Annotated in this window: 18 protein-coding genes; 8 read left to right on the top strand and 10 right to left on the bottom strand. The window is 55.3% G+C overall.

Going from position 1 to position 21,450, the window contains the following annotated elements:
- Both yhcN and argR read right to left on the bottom strand, forming a co-directional pair.
- The coding region (gene yhcN, locus IM284_RS00380) for a peroxide/acid stress response protein YhcN (protein WP_193055694.1) at window positions 1-245 on the bottom strand (245 nt) is incomplete at its 3' end.
- Window positions 246-620: 375 nt separating this feature from the next.
- A complete protein-coding gene (gene argR, locus IM284_RS00385) occupies window positions 621-1,091 on the bottom strand; it encodes a transcriptional regulator ArgR (protein WP_008502836.1) in 471 nt (156 codons plus the stop codon).
- Window positions 1,092-1,488: 397 nt separating this feature from the next.
- Here argR and mdh point away from each other — a divergent pair, with 397 nt between their 5' ends.
- The gene (gene mdh / locus IM284_RS00390; protein WP_028014594.1) at window positions 1,489-2,427 is read left to right on the top strand and encodes a malate dehydrogenase; all 939 of its coding nucleotides are present in this window, start codon (window positions 1,489-1,491) and stop codon (window positions 2,425-2,427) included.
- 88 nt (window positions 2,428-2,515) lie between these two features.
- Here mdh and degS read toward each other — a convergent pair whose 3' ends face one another.
- The 3 genes from degS to zapG form a co-directional block, all read right to left on the bottom strand.
- Complete coding sequence (gene degS, locus IM284_RS00395) at window positions 2,516-3,583, bottom strand: outer membrane-stress sensor serine endopeptidase DegS (protein WP_028014593.1); 1,068 nt, start codon at window positions 3,581-3,583, stop codon at window positions 2,516-2,518.
- Between the two features lie 92 nt (window positions 3,584-3,675).
- Entirely contained in the window at window positions 3,676-5,043 is a 1,368-nt protein-coding gene (gene degQ, locus IM284_RS00400; RefSeq protein ID WP_047367040.1) for a serine endoprotease DegQ, read from the bottom strand.
- Between the two features lie 170 nt (window positions 5,044-5,213).
- Window positions 5,214-5,612: a Z-ring associated protein ZapG gene (zapG, locus tag IM284_RS00405; RefSeq protein WP_010436126.1), complete on the bottom strand. Its 399-nt coding sequence runs from the start codon at window positions 5,610-5,612 to the stop codon at window positions 5,214-5,216.
- A gap of 189 nt (window positions 5,613-5,801) precedes the next feature.
- Here zapG and zapE point away from each other — a divergent pair, with 189 nt between their 5' ends.
- The 5 genes from zapE (at window position 5,802) to sspB (ending at window position 9,507) form a co-directional block, all read left to right on the top strand.
- The gene (gene zapE / locus IM284_RS00410) at window positions 5,802-6,926 is read left to right on the top strand and encodes a cell division protein ZapE (RefSeq protein WP_047367041.1); all 1,125 of its coding nucleotides are present in this window, start codon (window positions 5,802-5,804) and stop codon (window positions 6,924-6,926) included.
- A 292-nt stretch (window positions 6,927-7,218) separates the two neighbouring features.
- Window positions 7,219-7,647, top strand: a complete 429-nt coding sequence (gene rplM / locus IM284_RS00415; protein ID WP_006178824.1) for a 50S ribosomal protein L13 — start codon at window positions 7,219-7,221, stop codon at window positions 7,645-7,647.
- Window positions 7,648-7,662: 15 nt separating this feature from the next.
- Window positions 7,663-8,055 (top strand): 30S ribosomal protein S9, encoded by a 393-nt coding sequence (gene rpsI / locus IM284_RS00420; RefSeq protein ID WP_003860436.1) that lies wholly within the window; start codon window positions 7,663-7,665, stop codon window positions 8,053-8,055.
- A 307-nt stretch (window positions 8,056-8,362) separates the two neighbouring features.
- Window positions 8,363-9,001 (top strand): stringent starvation protein SspA, encoded by a 639-nt coding sequence (sspA, locus tag IM284_RS00425; RefSeq protein ID WP_028014589.1) that lies wholly within the window; start codon window positions 8,363-8,365, stop codon window positions 8,999-9,001.
- Window positions 9,002-9,006: 5 nt separating this feature from the next.
- Complete coding sequence (gene sspB, locus IM284_RS00430; protein ID WP_028014588.1) at window positions 9,007-9,507, top strand: ClpXP protease specificity-enhancing factor; 501 nt, start codon at window positions 9,007-9,009, stop codon at window positions 9,505-9,507.
- Window positions 9,508-9,551: 44 nt separating this feature from the next.
- Here sspB and IM284_RS00435 read toward each other — a convergent pair whose 3' ends face one another.
- The 4 genes from IM284_RS00435 to gltB all read right to left on the bottom strand — a co-directional run bounded on the left by IM284_RS00435 (window position 9,552) and on the right by gltB (window position 16,547).
- On the bottom strand, window positions 9,552-9,845 hold the full coding sequence (locus IM284_RS00435) for a hypothetical protein (RefSeq protein ID WP_047367042.1): 294 nt from the start codon (window positions 9,843-9,845) through the stop codon (window positions 9,552-9,554).
- A gap of 319 nt (window positions 9,846-10,164) precedes the next feature.
- Window positions 10,165-10,389: a hypothetical protein gene (locus IM284_RS00440; protein WP_032644922.1), complete on the bottom strand. Its 225-nt coding sequence runs from the start codon at window positions 10,387-10,389 to the stop codon at window positions 10,165-10,167.
- A 269-nt stretch (window positions 10,390-10,658) separates the two neighbouring features.
- A complete protein-coding gene (gene gltD / locus IM284_RS00445; RefSeq protein ID WP_041907852.1) occupies window positions 10,659-12,077 on the bottom strand; it encodes a glutamate synthase subunit GltD in 1,419 nt (472 codons plus the stop codon).
- Window positions 12,078-12,086: 9 nt separating this feature from the next.
- Entirely contained in the window at window positions 12,087-16,547 is a 4,461-nt protein-coding gene (gene gltB, locus IM284_RS00450) for a glutamate synthase large subunit (protein WP_047367043.1), read from the bottom strand.
- Window positions 16,548-17,234: 687 nt separating this feature from the next.
- Between gltB and IM284_RS00455 the strand changes: the two genes are divergently transcribed.
- A complete protein-coding gene (locus IM284_RS00455) occupies window positions 17,235-18,176 on the top strand; it encodes a TIGR01212 family radical SAM protein (protein WP_100170953.1) in 942 nt (313 codons plus the stop codon).
- Here IM284_RS00455 and IM284_RS00460 read toward each other — a convergent pair.
- On the bottom strand, window positions 18,156-19,658 hold the full coding sequence (locus IM284_RS00460) for a helicase HerA-like C-terminal domain-containing protein (protein WP_047367045.1): 1,503 nt from the start codon (window positions 19,656-19,658) through the stop codon (window positions 18,156-18,158). The two genes, IM284_RS00455 and IM284_RS00460, sit on opposite strands and share 21 nt — an antisense overlap.
- A 137-nt stretch (window positions 19,659-19,795) precedes the next feature.
- Between IM284_RS00460 and IM284_RS00465 the strand changes: the two genes are divergently transcribed.
- Window positions 19,796-21,433, top strand: coding sequence for a dihydroxyacetone kinase subunit DhaK (locus tag IM284_RS00465; RefSeq protein ID WP_047367046.1), 1,638 nt, complete (start codon window positions 19,796-19,798; stop codon window positions 21,431-21,433).
- Window positions 21,434-21,450 lie beyond the last annotated feature (17 nt).

The following is a 21,450-nucleotide window of genomic DNA, read 5'->3' on the forward strand; positions in this document are numbered from 1 at the left end:
GTGGCGTGCCAGTGGTCACCGGAACGCGCTTCGATAATGCGATAGGATGACGCACCTTTTTCTTCCGCTTTTTTGTTCAGCATCTCATGCATGTCCATTGGAGACGTGCCAACAGCGCCGACAGAAACCGTACCGATTGCCTCACGGGATTGCGCCTGGTCAGCATTAATAGCGTCAGCCGCGAAAGCACCGAAGGACAGGACAGACAGGACGCTCAGCGCCGCTACAGTAGTTTTGATTTTCATGATTCTTACCTCGTCGAATTTTTTAGTGGGGTCTTGTTTCGTGACCCTCATCACAAAATCAAGTATACACTAATAACGTAAAAAATTAATACCAGACTAATGGTTTCCCTTGTTATTACGTGTTAAACACGCTTTTTTTTATAACCTAATTGCATAATGTTGGGTGTTTTATGAGCAATTTGTGTTGGTATTTATAAGAAAATCATAGGGATAATGCTTTTTGATTTTTTGTGCGATTTGCGGGATTGCTATTCACTGGATGAATGTTAATGAGTGGTAAAAAGCACTAATCGTCAAAGCAAGGGCAGTGAAATAAAGGGGGAAATGATGCGAGAGCAGAATGATCCCCGCAGCGGCGCTACGGGGGAGGGCGCATTACAGTTCCTGTTCGAACAGAACCAGAATCGCTTCGTGGAGATCCTTCACGGAGAAACCGCTAGCCGGGGTGGTAAAGATGGTATCATCACCGGCAATGGTGCCGAGAATACCCTCTGTTTTACCTAACGAGTCCAGCATGCGGGCAATCAGCTGCGCGGCACCCGGGCTTGTGTGGATGACCACAACGGCGTCGTTATAGTCGATATCCAGAACCAAATTCTTGAGCGGGCTGGAGGTGGTCGGCACGCCAAGTTCAGCCGGCAGGCAATAGACCATCTCCATCTTGGCGTTGCGGGTACGCACCGCGCCAAACTTGGTTAACATGCGGGAGACTTTCGACTGGTTGATGTTATCGAAGCCTTGTTCCTGCAGCGCCTGAACAATTTCTCCCTGAGAACTGAATTTCTCTTCTTTAAGTAGCGCCTTAAACGCTTTTACCAATTCTTCTTGCTTAGACGAGCTTCGCATAAGTCACCCGGAATATGACGAAAGAAACAACATTATTATGCATGTGGATGAATTTTTATGCAAATTATCTGCTCAACGGCAGGCTGAAATAATGTTATGAAAGGGAGTGATTTTATCAGATTTCGTTATCAGAAAACATGCCTGGGTCACGCCGCGCAAATAAGCTTAAAAGTAAATTAAATGTTATCAAAATGATGTTGTTTTGGTGGCGTGGCAGGGTGTATTGTAACCACCTCTTAATTCGTTGCCATCTGTCGTCAGATAGCTTTCTGGTGAGAGATAAAGTCGTGTGACCTCAAATTCTTTAGCTTCGAAAATTGTAATTAAAGACATGCTGATTTAAGGTCGCGGCAACGGATTTACAGATACTTAAGTTAACCATAATAAGGAGTTTAGGATGAAAGTCGCAGTCCTCGGCGCTGCTGGTGGTATCGGCCAGGCGCTTGCCCTACTACTGAAAACCCAACTGCCTTCAGGCTCAGAACTCTCCCTGTACGATATTGCTCCGGTAACCCCAGGCGTGGCGGTTGACCTGAGCCACATCCCGACCGCTGTAAAAATCAAAGGCTTCTCCGGTGAAGATGCGCGTCCTGCGCTGCAGGGTGCTGACGTGGTCCTGATTTCTGCAGGCGTGGCGCGTAAGCCAGGCATGGATCGTTCAGACCTGTTCAACGTCAACGCGGGCATCGTGAAAAACCTGGTGCAGCAGATCGCTGAAGTGTGCCCGAAAGCATGCATCGGTATCATCACTAACCCGGTGAACACCACCGTTGCTATCGCAGCCGAAGTGCTGAAGAAAGCGGGTGTGTACGACAAAAACAAACTGTTCGGCGTGACCACGCTGGATATCATCCGTTCCAACACCTTCGTTGCTGAGCTGAAAGGCAAACAGCCAACAGAAGTGGAAGTGCCGGTTATCGGCGGCCACTCTGGCGTGACTATTCTGCCTCTGCTGTCGCAGATCCCGGGCGTGAGCTTCACCGAGCAGGAAGTGGCTGACCTGACCAAACGAATCCAGAACGCGGGCACCGAAGTGGTGGAAGCGAAGGCGGGTGGCGGTTCTGCAACCCTGTCTATGGGCCAGGCGGCTGCACGTTTCGGTCTGTCACTGGTTCGCGCCCTGCAGGGCGAGAAAGGCGTTGTTGAATGTGCTTACGTTGAAGGCGACGGCGAACATGCCCGCTTCTTCTCTCAGCCGCTGCTGCTGGGCAAAAACGGTATTGAAGAGCGTAAGCCTATCGGTACGCTGAGCGCGTTTGAGCAAAACGCGATGGAAGGCATGCTGGACACGCTGAAGAAAGATATCACTCTGGGTGAAGAGTTCGTTAACAAGTAAAACGAAGTGTCTCCCGTAGGCCGGTTAAGCGTTAGCGCCACCCGGCAAAAAAACCGAAGCCAGTAAGTGCTTCGGTTTTTTTATGGGGCTAATTTGTTGCCGGGTATTCCTGAATCGTCACGTGCAGCGTCATTTTCTTATCGTTGCGCATGATTTCCACAGGGATGATCGAGCCAGGGCGAATTTCGGCCACCTGGTCCATCGTCTCCAGGGCCGAGACTGCCGGTGTGCCGTTGACCGACACGATGACATCATTAACCTGAATCCCCGCGTTAGCCGCCGGGCCACCCGGTGCCACCTCGTTTACGACGATGCCCTGAATCTGATCGATACCGCCGCCCTGAGTATGCATTGGCGCAATTTCGCGCCCGCCGATACCGATATAGCCGCGGATCACGCGTCCGTCGCGGATCAGCTTATCCATAATCTTGGTCGCCAGCTGGAACGGAATAGCAAAGCCGATCCCTTCCGGCGTCTCGCCGTCGTTGCTTTTATCGAACGAGAGGGTGTTGATGCCCATCAGTTCGCCCAGCGAGTTGACCAGCGCGCCGCCGGAGTTGCCGTGGTTGATTGACGCATCCGTCTGCAGGAAGTTCTGCCGTCCTGACGGGTTGAGGCCAATTCGACCGGTCGCGCTGATAATTCCCTGCGTGATGGTCTGGCCCAGGTTGTACGGGTTGCCGATCGCCAGCACCACATCGCCGATGTGCGGCGTACGTTTACGGTTGATCGGAATGACCGGCAATCCGCCCGTGGCGTTGATCTTCAGCACGGCCAGATCGGTCAGGCTGTCTGAACCCACAAGCAACGCCTCAAACACGCGGCCATCCTGCAGGGCGACGATGATCTGGTCGGCATCGTTGATCACGTGTTTGTTCGTAATAATGTAGCCGCGCTCGTCCATAATCACCCCGGAGCCAAGGGTGCGGATCTCAAGCTGGTTATGTGCTGAGCTGTTGAGGCCGCGGTTATAAACGTTAACCACGGCAGGGGCGGCACGGCGAACGGCCTGGTTATAGGTCGCCGGCGTTTCATCCGTGCTGTCGAACTGGGGGGCAGACAGCTTATTAAACTGACGCAAAGACGGCATCGCCAGCAGCAGCAGGCCTGCGACAATCAAACCGATGACAATGGAACGTAAGAGCTTTAAAAGCATGATGCGCGTGTCGTGAAAAAAGGAACGATTTGCAGCATAACATGAGTTATCCGGACATCACACGCAGCGGTGATGTCCGGGATCGCAAATGCTTAGCGCAACAGAATGTAGATAGACTCATTACCACGCATGACCTGCAGGGCAATGACCGCCGGTTTGCTCTCCAGCACCTTGCGCAGTTCGGCAATGGACTGCACGCGATTGCGGTTCACGCCAATGATGACATCTTCCTGATGCAATCCGGCCTGCGCGGCAGGGCTGCTCTTCTCGACGGTGTCCAGGCGAATGCCTTTCGTACCGTCTTTCAACTGCCCATCGCTTAGCGTTGCCCCTTGCAGCGCCGGGGCGATAAGCTCCGCGCTGGCAGAGGACGAGGTGCTTTTATCCAGCGTCACTTCGACATTCAGCGGCTTACCGTCACGGATCAGGCCCAGCTTCACTTTGGCCCCCGGTTCGGTGGTGGCGATACGCGAACGCAGTTCAGCAAAGCTGCTCAGCGGCTTGTCGTTAAGGCTGACGATCACATCGCCCGATTTTATGCCTGCTTTTGCCGAGCCGGAGTTTGGCAGCACTTCACTGACAAACGCACCGCGCTGCACGTTGATATTGAACGCTTTCGCGATATCCGCGCTCATCTCCATGCCTTTAATACCCAGCAGTCCACGTTTGACTTCGCCGAACTGGATTAGCTGCTGCGCCAGCGTTTTAGCCATATTGCTCGGGATCGCAAAGCCAATCCCAATGCTGCCGCCGCCCGGAGCCAGAATTGCCGTGTTAATGCCAATCAGCTCGCCGTTAAGGTTGAGTAATGCCCCGCCGGAGTTGCCCCGGTTGATTGAGGCATCGGTCTGGATGAAGTTTTCCAGACCTTCCAGATTCAGGCCACTGCGTCCCAGCGCCGAAACTATGCCGGAGGTGGCGGTTTGACCTAAACCAAAGGGATTGCCCACGGCGACGGCAAAATCACCGACGCGCAGCTTGTCGGAATCCGCAATGGCAATCTGGGTCAGGTTGCTCGGGTTCTGCACCTGCAATAGCGCGATGTCGCTCTGATCATCGCCGCCAATCAGTTTGGCATCAAATTCACGACCATCGTTCAGCTGGACGCTGATTTTATCGGCCTGGCTGATGACATGATTGTTGGTCAGGATATAGCCTTTAGCCGCATCAATGATGACGCCAGAGCCCAGGCCTTCAAAAGGCTGAGCCTGCTGGTTGGGGGACTCATCGCCAAAATATTTTTTCAGTTCTTCCGGTACGCGCTGGCTTTGAACCGCCGTGCCTTCTACCTGAACGCTCACGACCGCGGGCAACACTTTTTCCAGCATCGGCGCGAGGCTGGGAGTGGCTGCCTGTCCCGGCACCTGCGAAGGCAGCGCCGCACCGGCAGTGAAGGACGCCGAGAGAGATAACCCGACACTTAACGCTATAGCGCTCAACAGCTGGTTTTTTTTCTTCATTGATGCTGACTCTCGTATCCTGGAATGAAAGAAGAACGGCCCAAAATCATGATGATGTTATTGAATTTTATACCGCTGAACAATGAGGTGTTTGACTAAATAATAGCTGGGGACGGGAAGAAAGGACGGGCGCAAGAGATGCGCCCGTAAAATATATTTATGTTGTGCGATTAATCGCGTTTTGCGCCACCGCGCAGCAGGCCGGACGCGCCATCAGAGTAGTCGCGTGGCATCTGAACCGGAGCCTGATCGTTACCCGCTTCTGAGTCGGCCAGACGGTTGCGGAACGGGTTAGTCTCCGCGGTCATTTCCGGCAGCAGGCTGCTGGAGCTTTTCGCCATATGCTGATACAGCTGACGGTAGTCGGTCGCCATGTTGTCCAGCAGCTCGGCGCTACGGGCAAAGTGGCTGACCAGCTCTTCGCGATACTCTTCCAGCTCTGCTTTATTCTTTTCCAGTTCGTACTGCAGTGACTGCTGCTGACGCAATTTGCGGTTGCCGAAACGCATGGCCACAGCACCGATCACGATGCCGACGACTAAACCGATTAGCGCATATTCCCAGGTCATGAACTTCTCCCGTTGTCTTGTTGTTCCGTAGGGTGTTGGCTCGGCTCCTGCCTGTGCCTGATAATGCCACTATAACCGCTATTTCCGCAGAAGTGGAATCCTGACGTATCATCGCGTAGTGTAGAACGGCCTTTTTTTCATCAGTCACGCCTGCTGATGAGCATTAATTGAAGGAATAACAATAAGATTATGCAAATCCTGTCCCCTGCATCGAGATATCAACTGGCCCTGAATGAGGGTACTCATCAGCCTGATGACGTTCAACGTGAGGCGGTAAACCGTCTGGAGATGATTTATCAGGCGCTCACGGCAAAACCTGCTGAAGTAGAACAGAGTGGTGGGCTCAAAGCGGCGTTTGGCCGACTGCTCGGCAAAAAAGCGCCGCAGGCTCAGGCTCCGGTGCGCGGTTTATATATGTGGGGCGGCGTCGGTCGCGGAAAAACCTGGCTGATGGATCTGTTTTATCTCAGCCTGCCGGGGGGGCGTAAACAGCGCCTCCACTTCCATCGCTTTATGCTGCGGGTGCATGAAGAGCTGACAGCGCTGCAGGGCAAAAGCGATCCGCTGGAGATTGTGGCTGACAGGTTCAAGGCGGAAACGGACGTGCTCTGCTTCGATGAGTTTTTTGTTTCTGACATTACCGACGCCATGCTATTAGGCGGGCTGATGAAAGCGCTGTTTGCCCGCGGGATCACGCTCGTTGCCACGTCGAATATCCCGCCGGATGAACTCTATCGCAACGGCCTGCAGCGGGCGCGTTTCCTGCCAGCTATTGATGCTATCAAACAGCATTGCGACATCATGAATGTCGATGCCGGTGTCGATTATCGTCTGCGCACGTTAACGCAGGCGCACCTGTGGCTTTCGCCGTTAAACGCCGATACCGCTCGCGAGATGGATAAACTCTGGCTGGCGCTGGCGGGCGCAAAACGCGAAAACGCACCGACGCTGGAGATTAACCATCGCCCGTTACCTACCCTTGGCGTAGAAAACCAGACGCTGGCGGTCTCTTTTGCGACGCTCTGCGTGGATGCCCGCAGCCAGCATGACTATATTGCGCTTTCGCGCCTGTTCCACACCGTGATGATGCTGGATGTGCCGGTGATGACGCGGCTGATGGAGAGCGAAGCGCGGCGCTTCATTGCGCTGGTGGACGAGTTTTACGAGCGCCACGTCAAGCTTGTCGTCAGCGCCGAGGTGCCTTTATATGAGATCTACCAGGGCGAGCGGCTGAAGTTTGAATTCCAGCGCTGCCTCTCGCGCCTGCAAGAGATGCAGAGCGAAGAGTATCTCAAGCGTGAGCATATGCCCTAATCAATGCTCCCCTCTCCCACAGGGAGAGGGGCTGGGAGTGAGGGCACCAGACCGCACAAACGCGCCCCCCGAAAAACCCATTCCAAATCACATTTAAGGGTCGATCTTTGACCTCAACTTCTCTATAATCTTGCGACCCCACGTTACGAGAAGGTTTTTTTCCCGAAACTTTCTATGTGTCGGCATGTGCTATTCGAAGGGGTAGGTTTGCCGGACTTTGTCGTGTGAACCTCAACTGACTAAACGTTTGGGTGTTCACCAACGTGTAACTTATTATTTGGGTAAGCTTTTAATGAAAACTTTTACAGCTAAACCAGAAACCGTACAGCGCGACTGGTATGTTGTTGACGCGACCGGTAAAACTCTGGGCCGTCTGGCTACTGAACTGGCTCGTCGCCTGCGCGGTAAGCATAAAGCGGAATACACTCCGCACGTTGATACCGGTGATTACATCATCGTTCTGAACGCTGACAAAGTTGCTGTTACCGGCAACAAGCGTACTGACAAAGTGTACTACCACCACACCGGCCACATCGGTGGTATCAAAGAAGCGACCTTTGAAGAGATGATTGCCCGCCGTCCTGAGCGTGTGATTGAAATCGCGGTTAAAGGCATGCTGCCAAAAGGCCCGCTGGGTCGTGCTATGTTCCGTAAACTGAAAGTTTACGCAGGCAACGAGCACAACCACGCGGCACAGCAACCGCAAGTTCTTGACATCTAATCGGGATTATAGGCAATGGCTGAAAATCAATACTACGGCACTGGTCGCCGCAAAAGTTCCGCAGCTCGCGTTTTCATCAAACCGGGCAGTGGTAAAATCGTAATCAACCAGCGTTCTCTGGAACAGTACTTCGGTCGCGAAACTGCCCGCATGGTAGTTCGCCAGCCGCTGGAACTGGTTGATATGGTAGAAAAACTGGATCTGTACATCACCGTTAAAGGTGGTGGTATCTCCGGTCAGGCAGGTGCGATCCGTCACGGTATCACCCGCGCTCTGATGGAGTACGACGAATCCCTGCGTTCTGAACTGCGTAAAGCTGGCTTCGTTACTCGTGACGCGCGTCAGGTTGAACGTAAGAAAGTGGGTCTGCGTAAAGCACGTCGTCGTCCACAGTTCTCCAAACGTTAATCCATTCTGCTTACGCAGAACGATTGGCGAAAAACCCGCTTCGGCGGGTTTTTTTATGGATAATGCGCAGGTTATCCACAGTAACATTTCATATATCTTCTCTTTTTCCACATTTCCGGCATCCCCTCACCACAAAGCCATCAAAATCTGGTAAACTATCATCCAATTTTCTGCCCAAATATCGGTGAATACTCGATTTTTGTTCGATTCTTGAACAATGTGTCTTCTCTGGGATGGGCGATACTTCATCTGGCTGGCCCCGTTGGGCTGGTAGCAGTAAAAATTCTGAATATACCTGGAGGTTTTCATGGCTGTCGCTGCCAACAAACGTTCGGTAATGACGCTGTTTTCTGGTCCTACTGACATTTATAGCCATCAGGTTCGTATCGTGCTGGCCGAGAAGGGTGTCAGTTTTGAGATCGAGCATGTGGAAAAGGATAACCCGCCTCAGGATCTGATCGATCTCAACCCGAGCCAAAGCGTACCGACGCTGGTGGATCGCGAACTGACCCTGTGGGAATCCCGTATCATTATGGAATATCTGGATGAGCGTTTCCCGCATCCGCCGCTGATGCCTGTTTACCCTGTTGCACGTGGTGAAAGCCGCCTGTACATGCAGCGTATCGAAAAAGACTGGTACTCGCTGATGAACGTCATTACCAGCGGCTCCGCTTCTGAAGCCGACGCTGCGCGTAAGCAACTGCGTGAAGAGCTGCTGGCAATTGCCCCTGTGTTTGGTCAGAAACCGTTCTTCCTGAGCGACGAGTTCAGCCTGGTGGATTGCTATCTGGCCCCGCTGCTGTGGCGTCTGCCAATTCTGGGCGTTGAGTTCAGCGGCCCTGGCGCAAAAGAGCTGAAAGGCTATATGACTCGCGTATTTGAGCGCGACTCTTTCCTGGCATCTTTAACTGAACCGGAACGTGAAATGCGTCTCGGCCGAGGCTAATGACTGTGGAAATGTCACAACTTACCCCACGCCGTCCGTATCTGCTGCGCGCCTTCTATGAATGGCTGCTGGATAACCAGCTCACGCCGCACCTGGTTGTGGATGTGACGTTGCCGGGCGTGCAGGTTCCAATGGAATACGCACGCGACGGACAGATTGTACTGAATATTGCGCCACGTGCAGTGGGTAACCTGGAGCTGGCAAACGACGAAGTGCGCTTTAATGCGCGTTTCGGCGGCGTGCCGCGTCAGGTTTCCGTTCCGCTGGCTGCGGTTCTGGCTATCTACGCCCGTGAAAACGGTGCAGGCACCATGTTCGAGCCGGAAGCGGCGTATGATGAAGAGGTTGCCAGCCTGAATGACGATGAGGCATCCGATGAACGCGAAAGCGACCCGGTAATGTCTGTGATTGATGGCGACAAGCCCGATCGTCAGGACGACGACGAGGGTCCCGATGATGAACCGCCACCGCGCGGTGGTCGTCCCGCACTGCGCGTTGTGAAATAAACAAACAGGCCCGACGGGCCTGTTTTGCTTTCTGCTTATAGCGGTTAGCTGTTACGTTCCTGCCACTCTTTTATCATTTCAGCGGTGACTTCATTCTGGTAACAAATTGGGGAATAGCCACCAGCCTTACTCCATGCACTGCGACGCCCGCATGAACTGCCATTTCGGGCCTGATTAAAAGGGCAAGCACATACGCCGGGATAATCAGCGATAGACTCCGCAATAATTTCGTTTTTAACCTGAGTATCGGAGAGCGCGTTGGCTTTGGCGACAGCATTACCGACGCTGAAAAACAAAATGGCAAAGAGTAGCCCGGTGACGATTTTATCGAATTTCATATCTTCATTTCCGTATGTAGTAGCAATATATCAGCGGCAAAGAGGTGCCGGCCCAGGATCAGACAAGTTATTTAGATGACACTAGTTGTCGTTTCATATTTGAGAATGCAATGATATTAGCTGTGAATGTTAATTCAGATATCTATGCTGTTAGTGAATGTTATTATCGAAATGTCCGGACATAAATGTCACATTTTCGATTGTGTTTGCCCTAAGAATCACTCCGGTTAAAGACATAATAAAAAGCCCCGAAGGGCTTTTAAATAGCGCATATTTAGGCTTTAATCCCTTGGTGTATTACAAGGAACATCTAATTGCCCTAGGGGTATACACGGAACAAAGGCGGTTGATCTAAGTCCTTAAGATGGCGCTCGCGGGCGACATGAACCGCATAACCCTGTTCCAAAGCCCAATCAGCAGCCTTTTCCTGCGTTTTCTCTGTATGTATCTCTTTGCCGTCAACAATCACCACATGATGGATAACGTCTTCATCCTCACTCGTTGATTTAGGGCGATATTCTACATAGGCATGTTTTTTGACCATTATTTCAAATCCCTTTTGTTTACGGCGCAGATATTACGCCGCTCTTCTATTACTGCGTTATATGAACTTCTGCTTCAACTCTTAACCATTTATTTGTTGTGGATATACGATTGCGTTCACGATTTAAAGAGAGTTACGGACCGTTGATAAAGGTTCGTCATGTCATGGTTCGTAATAAATCTCAGGCAGAAGGAATAAGCCTGGAATTGAAGGGGGGAAAGAAGGGGGGGCGAACATGCGGTGATGATAAACCGCATGTTCAACCGGTATTACACTTCCAGGAAATTCATGATCCCGTCAGCCGCTTTACGCCCTTCGGCAATCGCGGTAACCACCAGGTCTGAACCGCGAACAATATCGCCACCGGCGAAGATTTTCGGGTTGCTGGTCTGGAAGGCGTTGTCGCTGCCTTCCGGCGCAATCACGCGGCCCTGTGAGTCCAGCTCTACGCTGTGCTTCGCCAGCCACTCCATGCTGTGAGGGCGGAAACCAAACGCCATCACCACGGCGTCGGCCGGGATCACGTGCTCAGAGCCTGCCACGATCTCCGCGCGACGACGGCCTTTTGCATCCGGCGCACCCATCTCCGTGCGCGCCATCTTCACGCCGCTCACCTTTCCGTTGGCGTTCACTTCAATGCCCAGAGGCTGGATGTTGAACTGGAACTCCACGCCCTCTTCACGCGCGTTTTTCACTTCGCGCTTAGAGCCCGGCATGTTCTCTTCGTCACGACGGTAAGCACAGATGACGTGCGCCGCGTTCTGACGAATGGACGTACGCACGCAGTCCATCGCGGTATCACCGCCGCCCAGCACGACAACGCGTTTACCTTCCATGCTGACAAACGGCTCGTCGGCAGTTTCGCCGTAGCCCATCAGCTGTTTGGTGTTAGCAATCAGGAACGGCAGCGCGTCGTACACGCCTGGCGCATCTTCGTTCTCCAGACCACCGCGCATGGACTGATAGGTACCCACGCCCAGGAACACGGCGTCGTAATCCTTGAGCAGATCGTCGAGCTGCACGTCGCGGCCCACTTCGGTGTTGAGTTTGAACTCAATGCCCATGCCGGTGAAGATTTCACGGCGGCGGGTCATCACCTCTTTTTCCAGCTTGAAGGCCGGGATGCCGAAGGTCAACAGACCGCCGATTTCCGGGTGACGGTCAAAAACCACCGCCTTCACGCCGTTGCGTGTCAGCACGTCCGCACAGGCCAGGCCTGCCGGACCCGCGCCGACGATCGCCACGCGCTTGTCGGTTTGCTTCACGCCGGTCATATCCGGACGCCAGCCCATCTCGAACGCTTTATCGTTGATATAGCGTTCGATGTTGCCGATGGTCACCGCGCCAAACTCGTCGTTCAGCGTACAGGAGCCTTCGCACAGGCGATCCTGAGGACACACGCGCCCGCACACTTCCGGCAGGGTGTTGGTCTGGTGAGACAGCTCGGCGGCTTCAAAAATACGCCCTTCGTTGGCCAGCTTCAGCCAGTTCGGAATGTAGTTATGGACCGGACATTTCCATTCGCAGTAAGGGTTACCGCAGGACAGGCAGCGGTCTGCCTGTGCTTTGGCCTGGCCTTCTGAAAACGGCTCATAGATTTCAACAAATTCAATTTTACGGATCTTCAGCGGTTTCTTTGGCGGATCAACACGCTGAAGGTCGATAAACTGGTAAACGTTCTGGCTCATCTGAATTCCTTACTGCGCCTGCACGCGCAGCTCTGCTGCGCTACGACTACGGTGACCCAACAGGGCTTTAACATCGCTGGACTTCGGCTTAACCAGCGCGAATTTCGCAGAGAACGCTGGCCAGTTCGCCAGGATCTCTTCGCCGCGCGAAGAACCGGTATGCTGCACGTGTTCGGTAATCAAACCGCGCAGGTGTTCTTCATGAATGGCCAGCGAATCAACGTCCAGCACTTCCACCAGTTCCGGGTTCACGCGCTTGCGGAACTCACCGTCTTCATCCAGCACGTAGGCAAAACCGCCCGTCATGCCGGCGCCAAAGTTCACGCCGGTTTTACCCAGGACGCACACAATTCCGCCCGTCATGTATTCGCAGCCGTTATCGCCGATGCCTTCCACCACGGTGATGGCACCGGAGTTACGCACCGCAAAACGTTCGCCCGCACGGCCCGCGGCAAACAGACGACCGCCGGTCGCACCGTACAGACAGGTGTTGCCGATGATGCTGGCTTCATGGCTGCGGAAGGCTGAACCGACCGGAGGACGCACCGCCAGCAGACCGCCCGCCATGCCTTTGCCGACGTAGTCGTTGGCATCGCCGGTCAGGTATAACTCAACGCCGCCGGCGTTCCACACGCCGAAGCTCTGGCCCGCGGTACCGCTGAAGTGCGCGGTAATCGGATCCGATGCCAGCCCCTGGTCACCGTGCGTTTGCGCGATGTAACCGGAGAGGGACGCGCCGACAGAACGGTCGGTATTGCGAATATCAAACCAGAACGTTTTGCTCTGCTTCTCGTCCACATACGGCTTCGCCTGTTGCAGTAGCTGCGCGTTCAGCACGCCGTTGTCGAACGGCGGGTTGTTCTCGGTGCAGTAAACCGCTTTGCCGGGATGCGGCTCAGCCGTTTCCAGCAGCTTAGAGAGCTCCAGCTTCTGCTGCTTGGCGGTGAAGCCTTCCAGCTCTTTCAGCAGGTCGGTACGGCCAATCAGATCCACCAGACGCTTCACGCCCAGCTGCGCCATCAGCTCGCGGGTTTCACGGGCGATGAAGTCAAAGTAGTTGGTCACTTTGAACGGCAGGCCATGATAGTGATTCTTACGCAGCTTCTCGTCCTGGGTTGCAACGCCGGTTGCGCAGTTGTTCAGGTGGCAAATACGCAGGTATTTACAGCCGAGCGCAACCATCGGGCCGGTACCGAAGCCGAAGCTTTCCGCACCCAGAATCGCCGCTTTGATGATGTCGAGGCCGGTTTTCAGACCGCCGTCCACCTGCAAACGGATCTTGTGACGCAGACCGTTAGCCACCAGCGCCTGCTGGGTTTCCACCAGGCCAAGCTCCCACGGGCAGCCCGCGTATTTCACGGAGGAGAGCGGGCTTGCGCCGGTGCCGCCGTCATAGCCGGCAATGGTGATCAGATCCGCATAGGCTTTCGCCACGCCGGTGGCGATGGTGCCGACGCCCGGCTCGGAAACCAGCTTCACGGAGATCATCGCTTTCGGGTTGACCTGCTTCAGGTCGAAAATGAGCTGCGCCAGATCCTCGATAGAGTAGATATCGTGGTGCGGCGGCGGGGAAATCAGCGTCACGCCCGGCACCGAGTAGCGCAGTTTGGCGATGTACGGGGTGACTTTATCACCCGGCAACTGACCGCCTTCGCCCGGTTTTGCACCCTGAGCGACCTTAATCTGGATCACATCGGCGTTAACCAGGTAGGCAGGGGTTACGCCAAAGCGGCCGGACGCCACCTGCTTGATGCGCGACACTTTGTTGGTGCCGTAACGGGCAGGATCTTCACCGCCCTCGCCGGAGTTGGAGTTGCCGCCGATGCTGTTCATGGCTTCCGCCAGCGCTTCGTGCGCTTCCGGGCTCAGCGCGCCGATGGACATCGCCGCGGTATCGAAGCGTTTGAACAGTTCGGATGCAGGCTCAACTTCGTCAACGCTGACCGCTTCATCGCCCGGATTGAGGGCAATAAGGTCGCGCAGCGTCGCTGCCGGACGGTTGTTCACCAGCTCGGCATACTGCTGATAATCGCTGTATTCGCCGCTCTGTACCGCCTGTTGCAGCGTGCGCACCACGTCCGGGTTGTAGGCGTGATATTCGCCGCCGTGAACGTATTTCAGCAGGCCGCCCTGTTCCAGCGGCTTACGTGCCAGCCAGGCGCGCTTCGACAGGTTCACCAGATCCTGCTGGAAGTCAGCAAAACCGGCCCCGCCGATGCGGCTGACCACGCCCTGGAAGCAGAGGTTGGCGACGTCGTCGTGCAGGCCGACCGCTTCAAACAGCTTCGAGCAGCGGTAAGAGGCAATGGTCGAGATGCCCATTTTGGACATGATCTTATACAGGCCTTTGTTGATGCCGTTACGGTAGTTCAGCATCACCGTGCGGTAATCTTTGTCGATGGCGCGGGTGTCTACCAGGCGGGCCAGCGTTTCGTAGGCCAGGTATGGATAGATCGCCGTCGCACCAAAGCCTAACAGCACGGCAAAGTGGTGCGGATCGCGGGCGCTGGCGGTTTCCACAATGATGTTGGCATCGCAGCGCAGGCTCTTGTCGACCAGACGCGTCTGGATAGCCCCCACCGCCATTGGCGCAGGCACCGGCAGACGGTTTTTCGCAATGTTACGGTCAGACAGCACCAGCAGAACGGTGCCGTTACGCACCATCTGCTCGGCTTTGTCACACAGCGCATTCACCGTCTCTTCGAGGCTCGTTTCGGTCACGTCGAAGGTGATATCGAGCGTGTCGGCGCGGTAGTGCTCCTCGGTCATGGTGGTGAGCTGTTTAAAATCAGAGTACAGCAGGATCGGCGATTTAAAGGTCAGACGGTGCGCCTGGCCTTCGGCTTCACAGAAGACGTTCATCTCGCGACCGATGCTGGTGGCCAGCGACATCACGTGGGCTTCACGCAGCGGATCGATTGGCGGGTTGGTCACCTGCGCAAACTGCTGACGGAAATAGTCGTAAATAATGCGCGGCTGGCTGGAGAGCACGGCGAACGGGGTATCGTCACCCATCGAGCCGACCGCTTCCTGGCCGTTTTCGCCGAGCACGCGAATAACCGAGTCCAGCTCTTCCGCGCTGTAGTTAAACTGCTTCTGGAAGCTCGCGAGGGTATCGTCGTCCATCTCGCGGCTGCCCACTTCGTCGTCAGACAGATCTTCGAACGGCACCAGGCGACGGACGTTTTTCGCCATCCACTCTTTATACGGATGACGGCTTTTCAGATCGTTATCGGTTTCCGCAGAGTGCAGAATACGGCCGCCGCGGGTATCGATCACCATCAGCTCGCCCGGACCGACGCGGCCTTTCTCGACCACTTCGTCAGGCTGGTAATCCCAGATCCCCACTTCAGAGGCGCAGGTGATGAGCTTGTCTTTGGTGATGACGTAGCGCGCCGGACGCAGACCGTTACGGTCCAGGTTACAGGCAGCGAAGCGACCGTCGGACATCACGATACCTGCCGGACCGTCCCACGGCTCCATGTGCATGGAGTTAAAGTCGAAGAACGCGCGCAACTCCGGATCCATATCCGGGTTGTTCTGCCAGGCCGGTGGCACGAGCAGACGCATGGCGCGCACGATATCCATCCCGCCTGCCAGCAGCAGTTCCAGCATGTTATCCATGGAGCTGGAGTCAGAGCCGGTTTCGTTCACGAACGGTGCGGCATCGTGCAGGTCAGGGATCAGCGGGGTCTGGAACTTATAGGTACGAGCACGCGCCCACTGGCGGTTGCCGGTGATGGTGTTGATCTCGCCGTTGTGCGCCAGGTAGCGGAACGGCTGAGCCAGCGGCCAGCGTGGTACGGTGTTGGTGGAGAAGCGCTGGTGGAACAGGCAAATGGCCGATTCCAGACGCAGGTCCGCCAGGTCCAGGTAGAAGCGCGGCAGGTCAGCCGGCATACACAGACCTTTATAGATGTTCACCAGGTTAGAGAGGCTACAGACGTAGAACTCTTTATCGTCCTGGAGACGTTTTTCAATGCGGCGACGGGCAATAAACAGACGGCGTTCCATATCGCGTGGACGCCAGCCCGCAGGCGCGTTAACGAAAATCTGCTCAATACGAGGCAGCGAGGAGAGGGCGATTTCACCGAGTACCCCTTCGTTGGTTGGCACATCGCGCCAGCCGACAATCGACAGGGTTTCGCGCTGAAGTTCTTCTTCAACGATGCGGCGTGAGGCGGCAGCCTTTTCAGGATCCTGATTCAGGAACAGCATGCCGACAGCGTAGTTTTTGGCTAAACGCCAGCCGCGCTCTTCCGCCACGATGCGGAAGAAACGATCCGGTTTTTGCAGCAGCAGGCCGCAACCGTCGCCGGTTTTACCATCGGCCAGGATGGCGCCACGGTGCTGCATACGGGCCAGTGCGTGAATAGCGGTACGCACTACCTTGTGGCTAGGTTCGCCTTCTATGTGGGCGATCAGGCCGAAACCACAGTTATCCTTCTCAAGGGATTTATCGTACAACATATCAGTGAACCTCCCCAGGCTCGTCGGGCTTCCCACTGAACTTTACCGTGGCGCACAGGCGCAGAAAGAGCATGGCGACGGGGTTAGCGTTTCATACGCGGACCTCGCATTCGCCCTCTTTTTCATCCTTTCGCGCAGGTAAACAAGTTTGAGGACTTGCTTCAGAGGGAATCTCAATTACTGCATAAATATGATGAGCAGGCCGCTCATCCAGAAAGCTTCCAGCGGATTTCCAACTTATCGGGAATTGGTACACAGGTCAAATGGCAATCTTATTTATACAAAAATGTGCTAAAGCGTAATTATCATTTTGTTTTTATTGGTTATTTTACTAATTTTACAACCACTGAAAGCGCCAGGAAGGTGCAGGGGAGTGTGATCTGACTCACTATATGAAAGCGGTATTATTGATGCAGCGTGCTGAAATGCGGATTTATGGCAGAATAATAATCTGGTGCAGTGTTCGAATCCGCATAAAATCACTGTTTTTCAGTCCTGGCGCTATAAATGAAAAAAACCATCAGAACATAAGGAAAAGTAATTACGTGGCGGGTGAATGAAATCTCGGTAATCTTGATTATTTATTCAAATGGATAAAGGCCGTCCAGGGCGATTGATCCAGGTCATCGCCGACAGAAGCTAAAAATGGCAGGCTTGTCCCCTTTCTTCGGGACGGTCTACCAGATTATGCAGTTACAGAAATTAGTCAATATGTTTGGTGGGGATCTTTTGCAGCGGTACGGGCAAAAGGTGCATAAGCTGACGCTGCACGGCGGCTTTAGCTGCCCGAATCGCGACGGCACCATCGGGCGCGGCGGCTGCACCTTCTGTAACGTTGCGTCGTTTGCTGACGAAGCCCAGCAGCATAAATCCATCGCGGAACAGCTCGCCCATCAGGCCAGCCTGGTGAATCGCGCGAAGCAGTATCTGGCCTATTTCCAGGCCTACACCAGTACGTGGGCGGAGGTGCAGGTGCTGCGTTCCATGTACCAGCAGGCGGTTGCTCAGGCGAACATTGTCGGGCTGTGCGTGGGGACGCGCCCAGACTGCGTACCGGAGGCGGTGCTGGATTTACTTAGCGAGTACAGAGAGAAGGGCTATGAGATCTGGCTGGAGCTGGGCCTGCAGACCGCGCACGATAAAACCCTGCACCGTATCAATCGTGGGCATGATTTCGCCTGCTACCAGCGCACCACGCGTCTCGCCCGCGAGCGTGGCCTGAAAGTCTGTTCGCATCTGATTGTCGGCTTGCCCGGAGAAGGGCAGCAGCACAGCCTGGAGACGCTGGAAAAAGTCGTTGAAACCGGCGTAGACGGCATTAAGCTGCACCCGCTGCATATCGTGAAGGGAAGCATAATGGCGAAAGCCTGGGAAGCCGGTCGGTTAAGCAGTATCGAACTCGACGACTATACGGTGACGGCGGGAGAGATGATTCGCCACACGCCTCCGGAGATTGTCTACCACCGCATCTCCGCCAGCGCCCGCCGTCCAACGCTTCTGGCACCGCTCTGGTGCGAGAACCGGTGGACGGGGATGGTGGAAATCGACCGCTATCTTCAGGAAAACGGCGTACAGGGTTCGGCGCTGGGCCGCCCGTGGGTTCCCCGTCTACCGACGGCGGCCGCCTAGCAGACTCCCCAGCATGCCGCGCACAATCTGATTGGTGACCTGCCGCGCGGCGCTTTTCGCCATAGTCTGTACCACGCCGTCGCGCTTGCCGCCGCGCGGTCCGGTTGTGCCAAACAAAATGTCTTTTAGCCCGCCGAGAATGCCGTCATCCACTGCGACTGACTGGCCCTTAGCGGGTGGAGTATCCTGCGATTCGGTGGTTGCCTGTACCCCTTTTTGCAGCATCTCGAACGCAGACTCCCGATCCACCTCGTCTTCATACTTGCCGTACACCGGCGAGTGATTAATCAGGCTGTTACGTTCATCGTCGGTAACCGGCCCCATGCGCGAGCAGGGCGCGATCACCATTGCGCGTTCCACCACGGACGGGCTGCCCTTGGCATCCAGGAACGAAATCAGCGCTTCACCGGTGCCCAGCGCCTGAATCGCGGCTTCGGTATCAAAGGCCGGATTGGCACGCATGGTTTGCGCGGCGGCTTTCACCGCTTTCTGATCCTTCGGCGTAAAGGCGCGCAGGGCGTGCTGCACGCGGTTACCCAGCTGGCCCAGCACATTGTCAGGAATATCCGACGGGTTTTGCGACACAAACCAGACGCCGACCCCTTTGGAGCGGATCAGGCGGATAACCTGTTCAATTTTATCCAGCAGCACCTGCGGCGCGTCGTTAAACAGCAGGTGTGCTTCGTCAAAGAAGAAGACCAGTTTGGGTTTTTCCAGATCGCCCGCTTCCGGTAACTGCTCGTACAGTTCGGAGAGCATCCACAGCAGGCTGGCGGCGTAAAGCTTTGGCATCTGGTAGAGCTTCTCTGAACTCAGAATGTTGATGATGCCTTTGCCGCTGCTGTCGGTGCGCATCCAGTCTTTAATATCCAGCATCGGCTCGCCGAAGAAGTGTTCGGCGCCCTGCTGCTCCAGCGTCAGTAGCCCACGCTGAATGGCACCGACAGAGGCGCTGCTGATATTGCCGTACTGGTTCTGGAAAGATTTGGCGTTATCGCCGATGTACTGGGTAATGGCGCGCAGATCTTTGAAATCGAGCAGCAGCAGCCCCTGATCGTCGGCGATACGGAAGATAATATTCAGCACGCCGGACTGCACGTCGTTGAGGTTGAGCAGGCGGGCCAGCAGCAGCGGGCCGAGATCGGAAACGGTGGCGCGTACCGGGTGGCCTTTCTCACCGAAGATGTCCCAGACCACCACCGGGTTGCCGTGCGGCGTCCAGTCCGTAATGCCAATATTCTTCAGTCGTTCGAGCAGTTTCTCTGACGCTGTACCTTCCTGAGCCACCCCGGTTAAATCGCCCTTCACGTCAGCCATAAAGACCGGCACGCCAATCTCTGAAAGTGACTCCGCCAGCTTCTGGAGAGTGACTGTTTTCCCTGTGCCGGTGGCGCCGGTAATCAGACCGTGGCGGTTCGCCATTGCGGGCAGTAGATACAGCTCTTTTTCCAGCGTCCGGGCAATTAACAATGGTGTACTCATGATGCGCTTCCTCTCTTAGTCCTGGGTGGAGTATAGGCAACCTGACGGCAAAATGGTTGAGTAAATTGCTGACTTTGCGGCGCATTGTCCAGCGCGGACTATGCTTTTGCATACGGTTCATAAAATAGTGGAAAACAATGTCCAGATTCTTCTTTAACGATCGCAAACAGCTGGTCAATGACGCCATTGAAGGCATACTGCTTTCTGCGCCACATGCGAATCTCGTCAAACTTGATATCGATCCAGCTATCAGGGTTGTCGCCCGCGGCGACTGGGATAAAAGCCGCGTGGCGGTGATCTCCGGCGGTGGCTCCGGGCACGAACCGGCGCACGCCGGATTTGTCGGTAAAGGCATGCTGACGGCGGCAGTGTGTGGCGATCTGTTCGCCTCCCCGAGCGTGGATGCGGTGCTGAACGCTATTGTGGCGGTGACGGGCGATCGCGGCTGCCTGCTGATCGTCAAAAACTATACCGGTGACCGGCTTAACTTTGGCCTGGCGGCAGAAAAGGCCAAACGCTACGGCCTGAAGGTCGAGATGGTGATTGTGGCAGACGATATCGCGCTGCCCGACAACAAGCAGCCGCGCGGCATTGCCGGCACGGCGCTGGTGCACAAGATTGCGGGCTATGCAGCGGAGCAAGGAAAATCGCTGAGCGAGGTGCGGGATATTGCGCAGCAGGCCTGCGATAACCTCTGGAGCCTGGGCGTTGCGATGCAAACCTGCAACCTGCCGGGCAGCGACGATGAAGAGGGGCGCATCAAGCAGGGCCATGTCGAGCTGGGGCTGGGGATCCACGGGGAGCCGGGTGCCTCGGTGGTTGATACGCAAAACAGCAAAGCGATTATCGACACGCTGGTGTCGCCGCTCAAAGCGCAGGCGGGCGAGGGGCGTTTCGCGGTGCTGATCAACAACCTCGGCGGCGTGTCCGCGCTGGAGATGGCTTTGCTCACCAAAGAGCTGGCACATTCAGCGCTGAAAGAGAATATTGCGTACCTGATTGGCCCTGCGCCGCTGGTGAGCGCGCTGGATATGAAGGGCTTTTCTCTGACGCTGCTAAAGCTCAACGATTACTTTGAAAAGGCGATTCACGCCGAGGTCGAGACGCTGGGCTGGCAGAAGCCTGTGGCGTTTGCTCCTCTGCGTACCGTTCCGCAAAGCGCTATTCACGATAGCGTGGAATATGACGCGTCCGACAATCCGCAGGTGAAGGAGTCTGTTTCACAGGTGACGAAGACGCTCATACAGCTTGAAAACCGCCTGAATGCGCTGGATGCCAAAGTGGGCGATGGCGATACCGGCTCTACGTTTGCGCAAGGTGCACGGGATATTGCGCAGCGCCTGGAAGAAAACACTCTCCCGCTGAATGACGTGCCTAAGCTGCTGTTGCTGGTGGGGGAACGACTGGCCACGGTGATGGGCGGATCGAGCGGTGTACTCATGTCGATCTTCTTCACGGCGGCGGGGCAAAAGCTTCAGGATGGACAGCCGCTACCTGAAGCATTGCTGAGCGGACTGGCGCAGATGAAGCAGTATGGCGGGGCAGATCTCGGCGATCGTACGCTGATCGATGCGCTGCAACCGGCGCTGGAAGCCTTGAAGAAAAAAGATCTTCAGGCGGCAGCGCAGGCTGCGCAGCAGGGAGCGGAGGCAACGGCGAAAATGGCGAAAGCCGGAGCAGGGCGCTCATCGTATGTGAATAAAGAGAATCTGGATGGGGTAATGGACCCGGGGGCGGTCGCGGTGGCGGAAGTGTTTAATACATTGGCGCAGTAGCAAAAGTAGGCCGGGTC

This window comes from Enterobacter cloacae complex sp. P12RS (assembly GCF_014895875.1).
GTDB classification, from domain to species: domain Bacteria; phylum Pseudomonadota; class Gammaproteobacteria; order Enterobacterales; family Enterobacteriaceae; genus Enterobacter; species Enterobacter bugandensis.